The 16,021-nt window shown below is 64.4% G+C and carries 16 protein-coding genes and 1 pseudogene; 2 read left to right on the top strand and 15 right to left on the bottom strand.

The genetic code is table 11. The features are described 5' to 3' along the window. Window positions 1-26: 26 nt before the first annotated feature. The 11 genes from QF040_RS25490 to sucC all read right to left on the bottom strand — a co-directional run bounded on the left by QF040_RS25490 (window position 27) and on the right by sucC (window position 11,413). Complete coding sequence (locus QF040_RS25490) at window positions 27-497, bottom strand: GspH/FimT family pseudopilin (RefSeq protein ID WP_429613337.1); 471 nt, start codon at window positions 495-497, stop codon at window positions 27-29. Window positions 498-735: 238 nt separating this feature from the next. Further along, window positions 736-2,262 carry a PglL family O-oligosaccharyltransferase gene (locus QF040_RS25485; RefSeq protein ID WP_429613336.1) on the bottom strand — a complete coding sequence of 509 codons (1,527 nt, stop codon included), beginning with the start codon at window positions 2,260-2,262 and terminating at the stop codon, window positions 736-738. A 266-nt stretch (window positions 2,263-2,528) separates the two neighbouring features. Further along, the gene (locus tag QF040_RS25480; protein WP_429613335.1) at window positions 2,529-2,987 is read right to left on the bottom strand and encodes a pilin; all 459 of its coding nucleotides are present in this window, start codon (window positions 2,985-2,987) and stop codon (window positions 2,529-2,531) included. 171 nt (window positions 2,988-3,158) lie between these two features. Next, window positions 3,159-3,605 carry a pilin gene (locus tag QF040_RS25475; RefSeq protein ID WP_429613334.1) on the bottom strand — a complete coding sequence of 149 codons (447 nt, stop codon included), beginning with the start codon at window positions 3,603-3,605 and terminating at the stop codon, window positions 3,159-3,161. Between the two features lie 204 nt (window positions 3,606-3,809). Continuing rightward, window positions 3,810-4,613, bottom strand: coding sequence for a 3',5'-cyclic-nucleotide phosphodiesterase (locus QF040_RS25470; RefSeq protein ID WP_429614693.1), 804 nt, complete (start codon window positions 4,611-4,613; stop codon window positions 3,810-3,812). 53 nt (window positions 4,614-4,666) lie between these two features. Then, the gene (locus QF040_RS25465; RefSeq protein ID WP_429613333.1) at window positions 4,667-6,919 is read right to left on the bottom strand and encodes a CHASE2 domain-containing protein; all 2,253 of its coding nucleotides are present in this window, start codon (window positions 6,917-6,919) and stop codon (window positions 4,667-4,669) included. Window positions 6,920-6,973: 54 nt separating this feature from the next. Beyond that, window positions 6,974-7,627, bottom strand: a complete 654-nt coding sequence (locus QF040_RS25460) for an FHA domain-containing protein (RefSeq protein WP_307511670.1) — start codon at window positions 7,625-7,627, stop codon at window positions 6,974-6,976. Between the two features lie 69 nt (window positions 7,628-7,696). Continuing rightward, entirely contained in the window at window positions 7,697-8,506 is an 810-nt protein-coding gene (locus QF040_RS25455) for a Stp1/IreP family PP2C-type Ser/Thr phosphatase (protein ID WP_307511671.1), read from the bottom strand. A gap of 34 nt (window positions 8,507-8,540) precedes the next feature. Further along, entirely contained in the window at window positions 8,541-9,224 is a 684-nt protein-coding gene (locus QF040_RS25450) for a TerC family protein (protein WP_013544257.1), read from the bottom strand. 118 nt (window positions 9,225-9,342) lie between these two features. Further along, a complete protein-coding gene (gene sucD / locus QF040_RS25445; protein ID WP_013544258.1) occupies window positions 9,343-10,236 on the bottom strand; it encodes a succinate--CoA ligase subunit alpha in 894 nt (297 codons plus the stop codon). Between the two features lie 10 nt (window positions 10,237-10,246). Further along, window positions 10,247-11,413 (bottom strand): ADP-forming succinate--CoA ligase subunit beta, encoded by a 1,167-nt coding sequence (sucC, locus tag QF040_RS25440; protein ID WP_013544259.1) that lies wholly within the window; start codon window positions 11,411-11,413, stop codon window positions 10,247-10,249. A gap of 206 nt (window positions 11,414-11,619) precedes the next feature. On the opposite strand from sucC, the gene argC reads away from it, so the two are divergent. After that, window positions 11,620-12,543 carry an N-acetyl-gamma-glutamyl-phosphate reductase gene (argC, locus tag QF040_RS25435; protein WP_429613332.1) on the top strand — a complete coding sequence of 308 codons (924 nt, stop codon included), beginning with the start codon at window positions 11,620-11,622 and terminating at the stop codon, window positions 12,541-12,543. A gap of 24 nt (window positions 12,544-12,567) precedes the next feature. On the opposite strand, the gene QF040_RS25430 is transcribed toward argC, so the two are convergent. Further along, window positions 12,568-13,296, bottom strand: a complete 729-nt coding sequence (locus QF040_RS25430; RefSeq protein ID WP_429613331.1) for a hypothetical protein — start codon at window positions 13,294-13,296, stop codon at window positions 12,568-12,570. A 117-nt stretch (window positions 13,297-13,413) separates the two neighbouring features. Here QF040_RS25430 and yiaA point away from each other — a divergent pair, with 117 nt between their 5' ends. Continuing rightward, window positions 13,414-13,854: an inner membrane protein YiaA gene (gene yiaA / locus QF040_RS25425; RefSeq protein ID WP_306881247.1), complete on the top strand. Its 441-nt coding sequence runs from the start codon at window positions 13,414-13,416 to the stop codon at window positions 13,852-13,854. Window positions 13,855-13,864: 10 nt separating this feature from the next. On the opposite strand, the gene QF040_RS25420 is transcribed toward yiaA, so the two are convergent. From QF040_RS25420 to recA, 3 genes and pseudogenes are all read right to left on the bottom strand, one after another. After that, complete coding sequence (locus QF040_RS25420; RefSeq protein ID WP_429613330.1) at window positions 13,865-14,221, bottom strand: SRPBCC family protein; 357 nt, start codon at window positions 14,219-14,221, stop codon at window positions 13,865-13,867. A gap of 56 nt (window positions 14,222-14,277) precedes the next feature. After that, window positions 14,278-14,739 (bottom strand): recombination regulator RecX, encoded by a 462-nt coding sequence (gene recX / locus QF040_RS25415; protein ID WP_429613329.1) that lies wholly within the window; start codon window positions 14,737-14,739, stop codon window positions 14,278-14,280. A 53-nt stretch (window positions 14,740-14,792) separates the two neighbouring features. Continuing rightward, a pseudogene (recA, locus tag QF040_RS25410) lies at window positions 14,793-15,907 on the bottom strand (recombinase RecA). Window positions 15,908-16,021: the final 114 nt, after the last annotated feature.

Raw genomic sequence — 16,021 nt, 5'->3', positions numbered from 1 at the left:
GAAACCGTGTCAAAGATGCCGGGGTTTCATGGGCAGGCTTGGCTTTGCAGCCGCACCAGGCCCGCGCGGGTCACGCTGAGGCACTGCACGCGCGTCGCGTTGGTGGCGGAAAACGTCACCGCGTACGACGTGGCGCCGGCAGCAGCGCTGGCCTGGCCCGACAGGTCGAAGGTCACGCCGCCGGCGGAGCCGGGCACGACGCTCACCGCATCGGACAACGTCGCCTCGCGCAGCACTTGCGTCCCCGCCTTGGCTTGCCATGTCTGTCCCGCCACGGTCACGGTGGTTTGCGTACGCTTGTAGACACCCTCGGCGCGGGCGAACTGGAGCAGGGTCAGCAGCTCCTGTGCGGCCGAAGTCACCCGCTGATTGGCGATCATGGTGGTGAACGACGGCAGCGCCAGCGCGGCCAAGATACCGACCAGGACGACGACGACCATCATCTCGATCAGGGTGAAGCCTTTCTGCCGCTGCGGTGGGGAAGCTGATTTGTTCATTGCGTGCCGGAGCTATCGAGCTGAGGTGTCAATTCAAGTGAAGAACGTTTCTGACAGTAACGTTTGTACCTGCAATTGTTACCAGAGCGAGAGTCCGCTCGCCCGCCCGAGGCGACCGTTTGTCTGAAAGGCGGACCCGTGCGCCTGAAGCTTTCAGGCGTTTATCGGCACCAGTGGAAGGACGCACTCTCCATCCGCAGTCGATCGACCGGTACGAAGGCTCAGGCTGCCGAAGAAATCAACGGCTGCCCTTGAGCCACAGTTCGTACGCGGACGGATATGCGATGCGAAACCGTTCGATCTCGGCTCGGGCTTCGTCGGGACGGCCGGACAGCTGCGCGCTTTCGATCAGCTTGATGACCACGCGGGGCTCGGGCGAGAAATGGACCGTCGACCGGGCCATTTCGTACATGCGCTCCGCATTGGCGGGGGTGACATCGGTCAGCGTGAGTTCGGCAAACTTCACTTGGCTTGCGAACAGCCAGGAGCCTTGCAGCTTGGCCAGCGTGTCGTCCTGGTAGACGCTCAGGCGTTCGCTGCGCGGCAAATAGATTTGACTGATGCGGATGTAGTCCCAGGCGGCATAACCCAGGCAGCCGAGCAGCGTGACGGCGGCGAGGGTCAGCCACTTGCGTCCCCCGACAAACGCGGCGAAACCGCGATTGCGGACCGGAAGTTGCGGCAATTCGTTGCCGCTGCCACGGGTCCGCGGCCACAGCATGCCGAGGCAGACGCCAAAGACCAGCTGAAACGGACCGTACCAAAGTGGGTACTCGAGAAGGCTGTGCAGCAGGATGACGCCGAGCAAGCCCCAGGCCATCAGTCGCGTCGGAGAGCGTTCGGCCCATGGCCGCGCTGCAATCACCATCCAGACAAAACCGCCGCAGATCAGCAGCGCAGCGGGAATGCCGAGTTCCGCGGCCAGGTGCAACGGCAGGTTGTGGGCGTTGTCGAGGAGTACAGGGAAGCGCGGACCCGCATACAGGGTGCTGTAGTGCGCGTAGCTCAGTTCGCCCCAGCCCCATCCGAGCCAGGGGCGCTGCGAGATCAGCGTCAGCACGTTGCTCCAAAGATTCAGTCTGCTTTCGCCGGCCAATGCGCCGTGGCGCAAGCGCCCAAACATTTGCTGGACTTCACCGCCAACCAGGAGCGGCAGCAGCCAACTTGCTGCGAAGTACAGAGGGATCAGTGCGAGCAATGCGAGGGGTGAGGGCAGGCGGAACACGGAGTCGCCGTTGGCTGCTTCGGCAGCCCGGCGCTCGCGGTGAGCCATGAATGCAGCCAGTCCGACGATGAGGAGCAGCTGCAGCAGCCCGGTTCGCGACACCGATGCGGCGAGCCCTACGGTCAAGAGGCCTGAAGCGCCCATCAACAAGCGTCTGCGCCATACGCCGCGACCGCCGGCATGCAGCCACAGCGCGGCGATCAGCGCCATGCTGAGCATGGTGGCGAACTGGTTTCTTTGGCGTAGGCTTCCGTAGGCTTGACCGATGCCCGGCTCGGTAATCCATGGGGCAAACGGCTCCGCGAGGCCGTAGTACTGGAGCAGGCCGATTGCGGCGTTGATGAGTCCGGCGACGAGCAGGCCAAGTGCCAATGCGCGCGGCGCTCGCATGTCCTCTCGAATCAACCCGGCGCCGACACATGCGGCTATGCCGATCTCGATTGTCGCGGTGCAGGTTGCCAGCGAAAGCCCGATACCGATTTCTGGGCTACGCCTGAGGAGAGCAACAACTGCTGCGGTGGCGAACCACACGAGCAGCATTCGACGCGGTCTTGCGGCTGACCCGATTGAGGCAAGCAAGCCCACGCACAACCAAGAGACAAGCAGTTGCCAGAAGTTGACCGACGGGCCCGAGGTGAACGGAAAAATGAATGGCAGTCCGAACAACACCATGCAAATAGACGCACTCGATTTCGTATGCTGACGATGTGCGACGGTTATTACGGGCTCAAGAAAAGATTTATCGGAGGGGATGCGGACCGTCACTCACTGGAAACTTCATTGGTGACTCAGGTGGCAACGCAGCACTATATAGCCGAGGTCGAGCAATCCTTGGGTCGCAGTCTCACCGCGATGCTGGTGGAACATGTCCAAACGCCGCTCGCACCCGTTACAACGTCTGGCGTTCGGGTCAAGACGATCCTTCTTGTCGCGATAGCCGGCATACCTTTTAGGATGCATTGAATTGTTGCGTTGCCAGTCGGAGTGACCATTACGCTATAGATGCATCGGTTGCTAGATTCACTAACAAAGCCAACAAGTGCGGCTGTGGAAATATTTGATGCAATGCCCCCCATGACCCTGGCTTCTACATTGGTTTTTGCAGGGGAGATTTCTGCAAGGCCGGCAGCTATTTGGGATTTAGCAATATTCTCCTGAAGCATTGGAAGAGAAATTGCAGCCAAAATTCCAACAATTGCCACAGCAATCACCAATTCAATCAGGGCAAATCCTTTTTGCAATCCTGGAGAGGGCAAGTCAATCAAAACAATCTCCACAGCAATAATTCAAATTGCCAAACAGTTTCGATAAATTTTTCGCAAATTTTTATTGAGCTTCTCGAAGGCCTTCCTGGTCAGGACCTTAATTATCACCAGCAGTAAAAATTTAGCCATAAAAAAGCCGCCCGGAGGCGGCTTTTGCTTAAATGCCTGGGATTAGGCTTGGCATTCCTTCGGAACCAAGCTGGTCTTCGTAACGTTCGAAGTGCAGGCCCAGGAAGCTTGTGCAGCAGCGGTATCAGCGGTGCGCGTCCAGGTAATTGTCTGGCCATTGACCAGCGTGCTGCCGATCATCGTGCAGGTGATCGTGCCAGCGCCAGCGGTGATGGCAACAGCGATAGCGCTGCAACGTTTCGTCGAAGCCGCAAGACCGAGAAGTGCCGGGGTGGCGATGTCGCCATTGCCTGCAGCCACCTTATCTTCGACATTGACCTTGCCAGGGGTGATTTCTGCCAGGGAAGCAGAGATCTGCGACTTGGCAACGTAGTCCTGGTATGCAGGCAGGGCAATAGCAGCCAAGATACCAATGATCGCCACAACGATCATCAATTCGATAAGGGTGAAGCCGGCCTGTGCGCGGCGGGCAATCTTGCGAACGTTCATGAGAAAAACTCCAGGTTGGTTGTAGAGCCCGGGAACCAGCCCGGAGCGCAGTACCTTCCGCAGCATCCGTGCCACCCCGTTTTCGCGCTCGCACCAGCCAAAATCGTCAATTTTGTTCACATTGGCGTTACACCATGCGACACAACTTGCTTCAAGATGCTACAAGCAGTGACAAATTTGTCATGCCACGCAGCCAGCAAGGAATCAGAAAGTCAGGATCCCATCCGCCTTCAGCCAGCGAATATCCCGCTGCGCCAGCCCCGCCACCTGCCGCCCGGCCAGCGTCTCGATCTGGCTCATGATTTCTTCGGTTTCCGCCGGTTTGGTGTGGGTGATGTAGATCGGATAGCGCTTCCCCGGATCGATGTGCGACAGCTCATCGGCCAGCACCTCTGGCGACAGGTGCTGGCTGCGTTCCGCCAGCGCCTGCTCGCGACTGCTGAAAGCCGTTTCGATGACCAGCATCGCCACGTCGAGCGCGTTGACGCGGTCCCAGAAGGGCGCGTTGCGCTCGGTGTCGCCGCTGAAGACCCAATGCGCGCCGCCGGTGGCGTGGCGCACGGCAAAGCCGCAGGCCGGCACGGTGTGGACGGCCGGCAGCACCTCGATGAGCTTGGGCGCGCTGGTGCCCAGTTGCAGCACCTGGCCGACCGAGATGTCGTGAAAGCTCACGAACGGCGCCTCGGGGCTCGGGATGCTCTCGAAATCGGGCCAGATGACGTTGTTGAACACATGCGCCCGCAGCGCCTCGATGGTGGCGCGCAGCGCATGCACGCGCAGCGGCTGGGTGCGGCGGCTGCCGACGGCATCGAGCATCAACGGGAGTGCGGCGATGTGGTCGAGGTGGCTGTGGGTGAGCACGACATCGTCGATGCGCGCCATCTCGTCGAGGGTTAGGTCGCCGACACCGGTGCCGGCATCGACGAGCAGGTCCGTGTCGACCAGGAACGAGGTCGTGCGGCAGTCTTTGGCGATGGCGCCTGAGCAACCCAGCACACGAACCTGCATTGTGAGAGACCCCTTGAAGGTGTTGGGCTGCGCGCATGCGCAGGTGTCTGTCGTCATTTGGTTTCGAACCGGGTTGCGCCGTCCCAGCCCGGGTCTTGCGGCCGCAACGCCATCGAGGCTAAACGCTGGGCGTAGAGCTGGTAAAGGACTTTTTTCGCGTCGGCCGCGAGCAGGGGCGCGAGCAGGTTCCGGCCGGTGGCCCAGTCCTGGCGGCGGTAGGCCGCGAGCACCTGGCTCCAGCGCTGCAACTGCCCCGTTCGCTGGGCCGCAATGGCAGCTTCGGTGGTGAGCGGCGTGAAGACGGCCACGGCCTGCGCCCTGCCCTTGACGAGCACGCTGTCCAGCTCCTGCCAGGTGCAGCAGTCGGGTGCGAGGTCGCGCGTTGTGCCGCTGGCCACGATCTCGACGCCGTAGTGCCCGCTGAGGCCTTCGAGCCGCGATGCGAGATTGACCGCATCGCCGACCACGGTATAGCTGCGCCGCGCGGCCGAGCCCATGTCGCCGACGCTCATCACGCCGCTGTTGATGCCGATGCCCACGCTGATCTCGGGGCGGCCGCTCGCGCGGTGGATGCGGTTGATGTCGCGCACGGCATCGGCCATGTCGAGGGCCGCGCGCACGGCCAGCGCGGCGTGGTCGGGCGTGTCGATCGGCGCGCCCCAGAAGGCCATGACGCAATCGCCCATGTACTTGTCGACGGTGCCGCGGTGGGCGCTGATGACGTTGGTGAGGCGGCTGAAAACGGTGTTCAGGAAGGCCTGCAGTTCGGCCGGCGCCATCTGCTCCGAGAGGCGGGTGAAGTCGCGCATGTCGCAGAACAGGACGGTCATTTCCTTGCTCTCGGCGCGCATGCTGTAGCTGCCCGGGCGCACGAGCATTTCGTCGACCAGCTGCGGCGGCACGTAGGTGCCGAAGAGCCGCACCAGCCCGCGCCGCGCGCGCGATTCGACGAAGTAGCCCCAGCTCATGTTGAGCGCGAAGGCAAGCGCCGTCATGACGAGCGCCGACGCGAGCGGCAGCACGAGGCTGTGGCCGATGTAGAGCCAGGTGTTCAGGCCGACCAGCACCGCAGCCGTTCCCGCGCCCAGCAGGACCGCCCGCGGCGCTGACAGCAGCGACAGGCCGAACGCCAGCACGAGCCCCGCGACCAGCACCGTCAGCACGTCGTAGCCGGGCGCGTAATCCGGCACGGCGAGCAGGCGCTGATCGAGCAGGCCCGAGACGATGTTCGCGTGCACCTCGACACCCGGAAACGCCGCGCCGACGGGTGTCGCGCGCAGGTCCTGCAGGCCGGGCGCCGTCGCGCCCATGAGCACGATCTTGTCTTTCAACTCGCCGGGCGCGAGCCGGCCTTCGACCACATCGGCAGCCGCCACGTAGCGGAACGATCCGCCGTCCGCGCCGCCGGGTCCGCGAAACGGCACTTGCATGCTGGCGTTCTGGTCGACGGGAATGCGCAGGCGCCCGAGCGCCAGCGAGTCGAGCCGCTGCATGGCGCCGCCCGGCGCGAGGAGCGGCCGCACCGGCGGCGATCCGTTCGCAAGCCGGTAGACGGCCAGGGCCAGCGACTCGTAGTAGCCGGGGTTCGCGTGCTCGCCTTCGTAGCGCGCGATGAGCGGCACGCTGCGAATGACGCCGTCGCCGGCCTCGCCGATCAGCGTGTTCAGGAAGCCCGCGACGGGCGCGGCCTCCGCCAGCATTGGAAGGCTGGCGCCGAAACCGCTCCAGGCGGTGGCGTAGGAGGCGCCTTGCGGAAAGGTGTCGGGCGGCAGCAGCGGCGCGGACGGCAATTGCCCTTTGGCGCTCGGCACCGGCGTCCGGGTGAAGTAGTAGCCGAGTGCGACGCGCCGGTTGCGCAGCGCCGCGGCGAAGGTGATGTCGTGATCGAGCGTGGGCGCGAGCCGTTCGATCTCGGCGGCAAGACCGGTCATGTTGCGCAGCGGCCCGCTCGCGATCTGGCGCAGTCTCTGGAGGCCCGAACTCCGGTCGGGCTCGAGGAACATGACGTCGAATCCGAGCACGGCCACCTGCTGGCGAACCAGGAGCTCGGTCGTCAGACGCGCCATCGTGTCGCGCGCCCAGGGCCACTGCCCCTGGCGCGCGAGGCTCGCGTCGTCGACATCGACGATCACGACGCGCGTGTCCAGCGTCCGCGGCATGGTGGCGCGCAGGCGCATGTCGTAGATCAGGTGGTCGAGGCGCTCGAGCGTCGACAACTGCCAAAGACCGGTGGCATGCGCCAGCGCCAGCAGCACCGGCAGCAGCGTGATGGCAATGCGCGGCCAATGCCGCTGCAGCGCGTTCATGGCGCCTCGATCAGCCGGCCTGCGCCGCACCGTGGAATGAGAGGAAAAAGACGCTCAGACCCGCACGAACTGCATGCGCGTGGCGCCGCCGAGTTCGAGCACGTCGCGCTCCTGCAAGGCGACGGCATCGGTGCCGAGCACCGCGCCGTTGAGCGTGACATCGCCCATGACGCTGGCGGCCACATAACCCTGCCGGCGGCGCGTGACGACCGCGACGGCCACGCCGGGCTTGCCGATGGTGGTGACAACCTTCTGCAGCGGCACATCATGGTTGTCACTGCCGCCCGAGAGCACGCGAAGCATCGGAACGCCGAGCTCGATGAGCGCCCCGGATTCCGTGGGTGCCGAAGACAGCGGAATGGAAGTGGAGAACTCGCCCGGCGCCGTGCGCGTCGAGGAAGAAGCGCCGACGGCCAGATTGCTGCGGGCGCGAAAGTGGATGCGGCAGCCGCCGACCTCGATGACGTCGTTGTCCTCGAGCGTCTGCTTCTGGACGGCCAGCGCATTGACGTACGTGCCGTTGGTGCTGTTGAGATCTTCAATTTGGACTTCGCCATCGCTCATGTGCAGCACGGCATGCTCGCCGCTGACCGCCAGGTTGTCGATCACGATGTCGTTGTAGGCGCGCCGGCCCAGCGTCGTGCGGTCCTTGGCGAGCGCCACTTGCCCGATGACAACGCCATCGACCGAAATGATCATCTTCGGCATTGCCGGCTACCCCTCAAGTGCAGAACTGTATCGATCGCAAGCGCGGCGGCGGGTTGCCGCTGCGGCCCGCTAGCCGGCCATGCGGGACGTGTCGCCAACGTCCGCCCTTGCCAGAACAACCGAAATGTTGTCCCGGCCGCCATTGTCGTTTGCAATTGCAACCAAAAGTTGCGCTTTTTTCTGAAGGCCGGCATCGTGTTCTAAAAGCGTGAAGAGCTGCGCATCGGTCACCATCTCGCTGAGACCGTCGGAACAAAGCATATAGAGATCGCCGGGTCTTGCGCTGTGTTCATGCATTTCCAGCAAGACTTGGGCCTCCACGCCGACTGCCCGGGTCACGAGGTTGCGGGTGGGCGAACTCAGCGCTTCCTCGGGGGTGATGGCGCCGGCGTCGAGCTGCTGCTGGCGCAGCGAATGGTCGCGCGTGAGCAACTCGAGCTTGTTGTTGCGCAGGCGATAGCAGCGCGAGTCGCCGATGTGGCCGACCAGCACGCGCTGCGTCTGGAAGGCCGCGAGCACCAGGGTCGTTCCCATGCCCTGCAGTTCCGCCTGGGTCGTGCCGGCATGGAGGATCGATGCATTCGCCTCGTCCGTGGCGGCCTGCAGCGCCCGGCGCACCACGCGCGCCGGCGCCTGCGGCCCGCCTTGGGCGAACCAGCGGCCGAAGCTGGCATGCACCAGCGAGACGGCCATCGCGCTCGCGACCTCGCCGCCCTTGTAGCCTCCCATGCCGTCGGCCAGCACGGCCAGCCCGAGCGCGGGGTCGACGTGAACGGCATCCTCGTTGTGGGCGCGCACGCGGCCGGTGTCGGTCAGCGCGGCGTACTCCCAGCACAGCGCCGGCCGGTTCGAGAAAAGGGATGCGCCGAGGCTCGCCATGGTCTGCGTGCGTCGGCCGGCGGGTAAAAAAGGCTCAGTGTGCAGCGGCGTGGGCACGCCGTTGCAGCAGACGGCCCGCGGCCACGACGAACACCGCACCGGCGGCAGCCGCCGCGTAGTGCAACCAGGGGTTGGCCACCAGCACGTCGCGCAGCGCGACGTCGCTCACGATGGTCTCGCCGCCGACCCAGCCGATCAGCGCGGCGCCCAGCATGACGATGATCGGGAAGCGTTCCATGAGCTTGATCATGAGCGTGCTGCCGAAAATGACCAGGGGAATGCTGATCGCCAGGCCCAGGACCAGCAGGACCATGCTGCCCTGCGCGGCCGCCGCGACGGCGATCACGTTGTCCAGGCTCATCACCAGGTCGGCCAGGAGGATGGTGCGCACCGCGACCATCATGCTGCCGTATTCCTTGGATTCGCCCTCGCCGTCGTCTTCTTCGCTCAGCAGTTGCAGGCCGATCCACAGCAGCAGCAGGCCGCCGACGATCTGCAGGTAAGGCAGCGCCAGCAGCTTGGCCGCCACCACCGTCAGCACGATCCGCAGCACCACGGCCGCGCCCGAGCCGAACAGAACGGCTTTTTTCTGCTGCGCAGGCGGCAGCGAGCGCGCCGCCATGGCGATCACCACGGCGTTGTCGCCCGAAAGAATGATGTTGATCCAGATGATCTTGACCAGACCGATCCAGAAATCTGTGCTTTGAAGGAGTTCCATGTCTCTGATCCCACTGTGTTTTATTTGAAAAAAGCGCCCGCAATCGAGTGCGGGCGCTTTTTTATTTCTGTGGTCCTCGCATGACCCGGCTCTGTGGCCGGTGTCCTGCACCCGTCTCTTACAGCTTGGCCTTGAGCAGCTTGGCCAGTTCCGAGAAGTTGCGCGTCACGGTGAAGCCGCACTCTTCCATGATGGCGAGCTTGGCATCGGCCGTGTCGGCACCGCCCGAGATCAGCGCGCCGGCGTGGCCCATGCGCTTGCCCGGAGGGGCGGTGACACCGGCGATGAAACCGACGACCGGCTTCTTCATGTGTTCCTTGCACCAGCGGGCCGCGTCGGCTTCGTCGGGGCCGCCGATTTCGCCGATCATGATGACGGCGTCGGTGTCCGGATCGTCGTTGAAGGCCTTCATCACATCGATGTGCTTCAGGCCATTGATCGGGTCGCCGCCAATACCCACTGCCGACGATTGGCCGAGGCCGATTTCGGTCAGCTGCGCCACGGCTTCATACGTGAGCGTGCCCGAGCGCGAGACCACGCCGATGCGGCCCTTGCGGTGGATGTGGCCGGGCATGATGCCGATCTTGATTTCGTCGGGCGTGATGAGGCCGGGGCAGTTCGGGCCCAGCAGCAAGGTCTTCTTGCCGCCGGCCGCTTCCTTGGCCTTCATCTTGTTGCGCACTTCGAGCATGTCGCGAACCGGGATGCCTTCGGTGATGCAGATCGCCAGGTCCAGGTCGGCTTCGACAGCTTCCCAGATGGCGGCCGCGGCGCCTGCCGGCGGCACGTAGATCACCGACACGGTGGCGCCGGTTTGCGAAGCGGCTTCCTTCACCGAACCGAAGATCGGGATGTTGAAGATCGACTCGCCGGCCTTCTTCGGGTTCACGCCCGCCACGAAGGCGTTCTTGCCGTTCGCGTATTCCTGGCACTTCTCGGTGTGGAACTGGCCGGTCTTGCCGGTGATGCCTTGCGTGATGACTTTGGTGTCTTTGTTGATATAGATCGACATGACTTTTTCCTTAGGCCTTCTTGACTGCTGCGACGACCTTCTGGGCCGCGTCCGCCATGGTGTCGGCGCTGATGATCGGCAGGCCCGAATCGGCCAGCAGCTTCTTGCCTTCGACTTCGTTGGTGCCCTTCATGCGAACGACCAGCGGCACTTGCAGGTTCACGGCCTTGCAGGCTGCGATCACGCCGGTGGCGATGGTGTCGCACTTCATGATGCCGCCGAAGATGTTCACGAGGATGGCTTCCACGTTCTTGTTCTTCAGCATGATCTTGAAGGCTTCGGTGACCTTCTCGGGGGTAGCGCCGCCGCCCACGTCCAGGAAGTTGGCCGGCTCGCCGCCGAACAGCTTGATGGTGTCCATGGTGGCCATGGCCAGGCCGGCACCGTTCACCAGGCAGCCGATGTTGCCGTCGAGCGAGATGTAGGCGAGGTCGAACTTCGAAGCTTCGACTTCGGCCGCGTCTTCTTCGTCGAGGTCGCGCAGGGCCACGATTTCGGGGTGGCGGAACAGCGCGTTGCTGTCGAAGTTGAACTTGGCGTCCAACGCCATGACATTGCCCTTGCTGTCACGGTTGAGCGGGTTGATCTCGACCAGCGAGGCGTCCGTCTCCATGTAGCAGGCGTAGAGCTTCTTGAGGATGTCGACCGTCTGCGCGGTCGAGTCGGCCGGCATGCCGATGCCGTCGGCGATCTGCTTGGCCTGTTCGTCGGTCAGGCCCTTTTCGGGGTCCGCGAACACGGTGATGATCTTTTCCGGCGAGGAGTGAGCCACTTCCTCGATGTCCATGCCGCCTTCGCTCGAAGCGATGAACGCGACCTTCTGGGTCGCGCGGTCGGTCACGGCCGAAACGTAGTATTCCTTGTTGATGTCGGCGCCATCTTCGATGTAGAGGCGGCGCACCTTCTGGCCTTCGGGGCCGGTCTGGTGGGTCTTGAGCTGCATGCCGAGGATTTCGCCGGCCAGCTTCTTGACGTCTTCGATCGACTTGGCGACCTTGACGCCACCGCCCTTGCCGCGGCCACCCGCGTGGATCTGGGCCTTGACGACCCAGACCGGGCCTCCAAGCTTCTGGGCGGCTTCGACAGCCTCCTGAACCGTGTATGCCGGGATGCCGCGCGGCACCGGCACGCCGAACTTGGCAAGGATTTCCTTGCCTTGGTACTCGTGAATCTTCATGAGGGATGTCTCTCGGAAGGAGGAAGTTGAGAACGGGAGATCTGGGGTCTGAGGCTTCTTTGGCTCTGTTGCTCGCGGGCGACGGCAGCCTGACGGCTGGGGGCGGCGAACAACCGCGGACTGTATCATGGTGCGCCGCACCAATACTCGACGTGCGGTTGCGGTCAATACGTACTTTCTTCTAGTCACTCTACGCACACTCCGATATGGCCAAGGTTTTCATCGACGGCGAAGCCGGCACCACCGGCCTTCAGATTCGCGAGCGGCTGCAGACGATGCCGCAGATCGAGCTCGTGAGCATCGCGTCCGAGCTGCGCAAGGACGTGAACGCCAAGCGCGAACTCATGGCCGGCGTCGATCTCGTGGTGCTGTGCCTGCATGACGACGCGGCCCGCGAGTCGGTCGCCCTGATCGACCAGTTGCCCGGCAAGAAGCCCAAGATCATCGACGCCTCCACCGCGCACCGCGTGGCGCCCGGCTGGGTCTTCGGCTTTCCCGAACTGGTCGAAGGCCACTGGCAGGCCGTGGCAAAGGCCAACCGCGTCGGCAACCCCGGCTGCTACGCGACCGGCGCCATCGCCATGCTGCGTCCGCTGGTCGATGCGGGGATCCTTCCAGTCGACTTCCCGGTGTCGCTGCCCTCGGTGAGCGGCTATTCGGGCGGTGGCCGCGCCATGATCGAGGAGTACGAAGGCGGCAAGGCGCCGCTGTTCGAGACCTACGCGCTGGGCCTGAAGCACAAGCACATTCCCGAAATCATGGCGTACACCGGCCTCACCCGCCGGCCGGTCTTCATTCCTTCGGTGGGCAATTTCAAGCAGGGCATGCTGGTTCAGTTGCCGCTGCACCTCGACCTGCTGCCCGGCAAGCCGAAGTCTGGCGACCTGCAGGATGCGCTCACCGCGCACTACGCGCGCAGCAACACGCCCGAGCAATTCGTGAAGGTGCTGCCGCCCACCGAGAGCGGCAAGCTCGACGCGCTGGCGCTCAACGACACCAACCAGCTCGAGATCCGCGTGTTCCCGAACGAAGACCACCGCCATGCCGTGGTGATCGCGCGCCTGGACAACCTGGGCAAGGGCGCCAGCGGCGCCGCGGTGCAGAACCTGAAGCTGATGCTGGCGCTCTGAGCGCCACGCACCTTCTCTTTCCTCTTACTTGACGAGCCACAGGCCCACGCCCAGCAGTACGGCGTGCGCGCCCAGCGCGATATAGAGCGGCTTGCGCGAAGGCGTCGACATCTCCTGCAGCGTCTCGTTGATGCGGCGCGTGAGCAGCGCGCGAAGCGCCGGGTCTTGCGCCGCGCCCTCCCCCGCCACCGGCTCTCCCTGCGCGGCGCGGCCTTGCTGCCATTCGGCCAGCATGTCGCTCAACGGCAGGCGGTTCAGCACGAAGGCCACCACCGATCGCACCGCCTTGCTCTCGCCCAGCACCGGTGCGAGTTGCTTGGTCAATGCATCGACCGACAGCCAGTCGGCCGTCCGCTGCAGCGCGCCGTGCGTGCGCGGCATCGCCTCGATGCGGCCCGCGACGGCGCCCGCCAGCCGCTGCGACACCGCCTCGCCACGCGCCGCAACCAGGTGCTGCATCGCCTTGGCGCGCCCTTGATGCACGCCCAGCATCGTGTAGACGACCACGAACAGGAGCAGCAGCACCGCGATCAGCACCGGCGGCGAAGTGACGAGCGCCACGATGGCCCCGGCACCGCCGGCCCGCGCCGCTGTATTGCCCGGCCCATTCAGCTGGCTCAGGTAGAAAAAGAAGACCCCACCACCGAGCACCACGCCGAGCAATCCGCCCTTGATGACCGAGCCAGCGAAGGAGAGTCCGGCCTTGGCGCCGGTGCGGACGAGAGAGGGTTGGTTGACGGGTTCAGATGACATGGAAAGCTCCTCCGGTTTTTTTTCACGCCGCCTCGCACGAGGCCGGTCGCCGCAGATCATGCCATCGGCATCCAACACCATAATCGCGCCCACATCACAACGAGGAGAGGGATCGCCATGGCAACAGTCAAATTTCAGAAACCGACCGGCGCATTTGTCGCCGCCTCCTGGGCCGCGCTGATCATCGGCGCCATCGTCTACCTCATCGGGCTGTGGAACGCCTCGATGCAGCTCAACGAGAAGGGCTACTACTTCACCATCCTCATGTACGGCCTCTTCTCCGCCGTGTCGCTGCAAAAGACGGTGCGCGACCGCATCGAGGGCATGACCGTGACCGGCATCTACTACGGCCTGTGCTGGATCTCGCTGCTGCTGTCGGTCGCCCTGCTCTCGGTCGGCCTCTTCAACGCCACGCTGGCGGCCAGCGAAAAAGGCTTCTACGCCATGGCCTTCCTGCTGAGCCTCTTCGGCGCGGTGGCGGTGCAGAAGAACGTGCGCGACATCGCGGCGCACAAGGGCGAAGCCCCGGCGTTCGACGACACGCCCGAAGCCAGCTGAAGCCCGCGGCTCAGCCCGCCTCGAGCAACCGCTTCAGCGCCTGCAGGTCGCGCGCGATCCACGCGGCATCGCGCTCGAAGGCCGCGTTGTCCATGTGCGGCTGGCGCAGCAGCGTGAACTGCAGCTCGCAGGCGTCCGGCGCCACGCCGATCACGCGGAACGGCAGGTAGACCTCGGGCACGCCTTCGGGCGCGACCCAGTGGTCGAGCACACCGAAGTCGTTGGTGGGCGCAAAACGCATGCGGGCATCGCCGCTCTCGGGCGTGCGCACGATCCAGTGGTCGCCCTGTGGCAGCAACGCGCTCTTGGCGAGACCGCTGGCCCAGTCGGGCAATCGCATCGGATCGGCGGGCGACCTGGTAGGCACGGCGCCACTCGCAAGCCACGCGCTGCACGATGACGCGCGACTGCACGCCGCGGTCTTCATTCGTCTGCTGGTTCATCGAAATCGCTCCTGAGCACCTTGGACACGACGGCGCCCGAGAAGCCGCGCGCCATCAGGAATCGCATCTGCTTCGCGCGCTCCTTCGCATCGGCCGGCGGAGCGTCGAAGCGGCGGCGCCACAGGGCCGTGGCACGTTCGACTTCGGTGTCCTGCAGGCCGGCCACCGCCTCGGCGATGGCCTCGGGCGCGATGCCCTTGGCCTGCAGTTCCTGCCTGACGCGCAACGCGCCCGATCGGGCGGCCCGCTGGTTCAGCACCGAGGCCACCACGCGCGGCTCGCTGATGAAATCCTTGGCGACCAGTTCGTCGAGCGCCTTCGCCAGCGTGCCGGGTTCTTCTTCGTGCCTGGCGAGCTTGCGCTCCAGCTCCGCGCGCGAATGCTCGCGCTGGCTCAGGAGCCGCAGCGCGCGGCCTTTGAGAGAGGGGGCGCCGAAAGCCATCCGGGGTTCGCTCGCGCGGCCCGTGAAACTCGCGAAGGGCCGCTATCGAACTCTTACTCCGCTGCGGCCTTGTCGGCCTTGGGCGCCTTGGCGGGCTTCTCGGCCTTTTCCGGCTCCGACCCTGCATCGGCAGCCAGCAGCGGAATGCCCAGCGACTCGCGCACCTTGTTCTCGATCTCGCGCGACAGCTCGGGGTTCTCGCGCAGGAACTCGCGGGCGTTGTCGCGGCCCTGGCCGATCTTCTCGCCGTTGTAGGCGTACCAGGCGCCAGACTTGTCGACGATCTTGGCGGTGACGCCCATGTCGATGACTTCGCCTTCGCGGCTGATGCCTTCGCCGAACAGGATGTCGAACTCGGCCGTCTTGAACGGAGGCGAGACCTTGTTCTTCACCACCTTCACCTTGGTTTCGTTGCCGATGGCCTCGTCGCCCTTCTTGATGGTGCCGATGCGGCGGATGTCCAGGCGCGCACCGAGGCGTAGAACTTCAGCGCATTGCCGCCGGTGGTGGTTTCGGGCGAGCCGAACATCACGCCGATCTTCATGCGGATCTGGTTGATGAAGATGACCATGCAGTTGGTCTTCTTGATCGTGGCGGTGAGCTTGCGCAGCGCCTGGCTCATCAGGCGGGCTTGCAGGCCGGGCAGCGAATCGCCCATTTCGCCTTCGATTTCGGCCTTGGGCGTGAGCGCGGCGACCGAGTCGATGACGATCAGGTCGACGGCGCCCGAGCGCACCAGCGAGTCGACGATTTCGAGCGCCTGTTCACCGGTGTCGGGCTGGCTGATCAGCAGGTCGGACAGGTTCACGCCGAGCTTCTGGGCGTACTGCACGTCGAGCGCGTGCTCGGCGTCGACGAAGGCGCAGGTGCCGGCCTGCTTCTGCATGGCGGCGATGACCTGCAGCGTGAGCGTGGTCTTGCCCGAGGATTCCGGACCGTAGATCTCGATCACCCGGCCGCGCGGCAGACCGCCGACGCCCAGGGCGATGTCGAGGCCGAGCGAGCCGGTGGAGACGACCTGGATGTCTTCCAGCGCCTCGCCTTCGCCCAACCGCATGATCGTGCCCTTGCCGAACTGCTTTTCGATCTGGGCCAGCGCGGCTTGAAGAGCCTTGGCCTTTTCACTGTTGGCGACCGAGATGCTTGCGCCCTTGACGACTGCGTCCATGTGGAAATCTCCTTGAAAATCAACGGTTTGTGTCTGGTTTCCATCCATCTGCTTTTAACCACAGGCTGGATGTTTGAACAGTAGTGTAGGGGCTCATGGGTTTCCGTAAACCCA

The sequence above is a fragment of the Variovorax sp. W2I14 genome (genome assembly GCF_050435205.1).
GTDB lineage: Bacteria > Pseudomonadota > Gammaproteobacteria > Burkholderiales > Burkholderiaceae_C > Variovorax > Variovorax paradoxus_C.
This window is presented reverse-complemented; position numbering and strand designations above follow the sequence as displayed.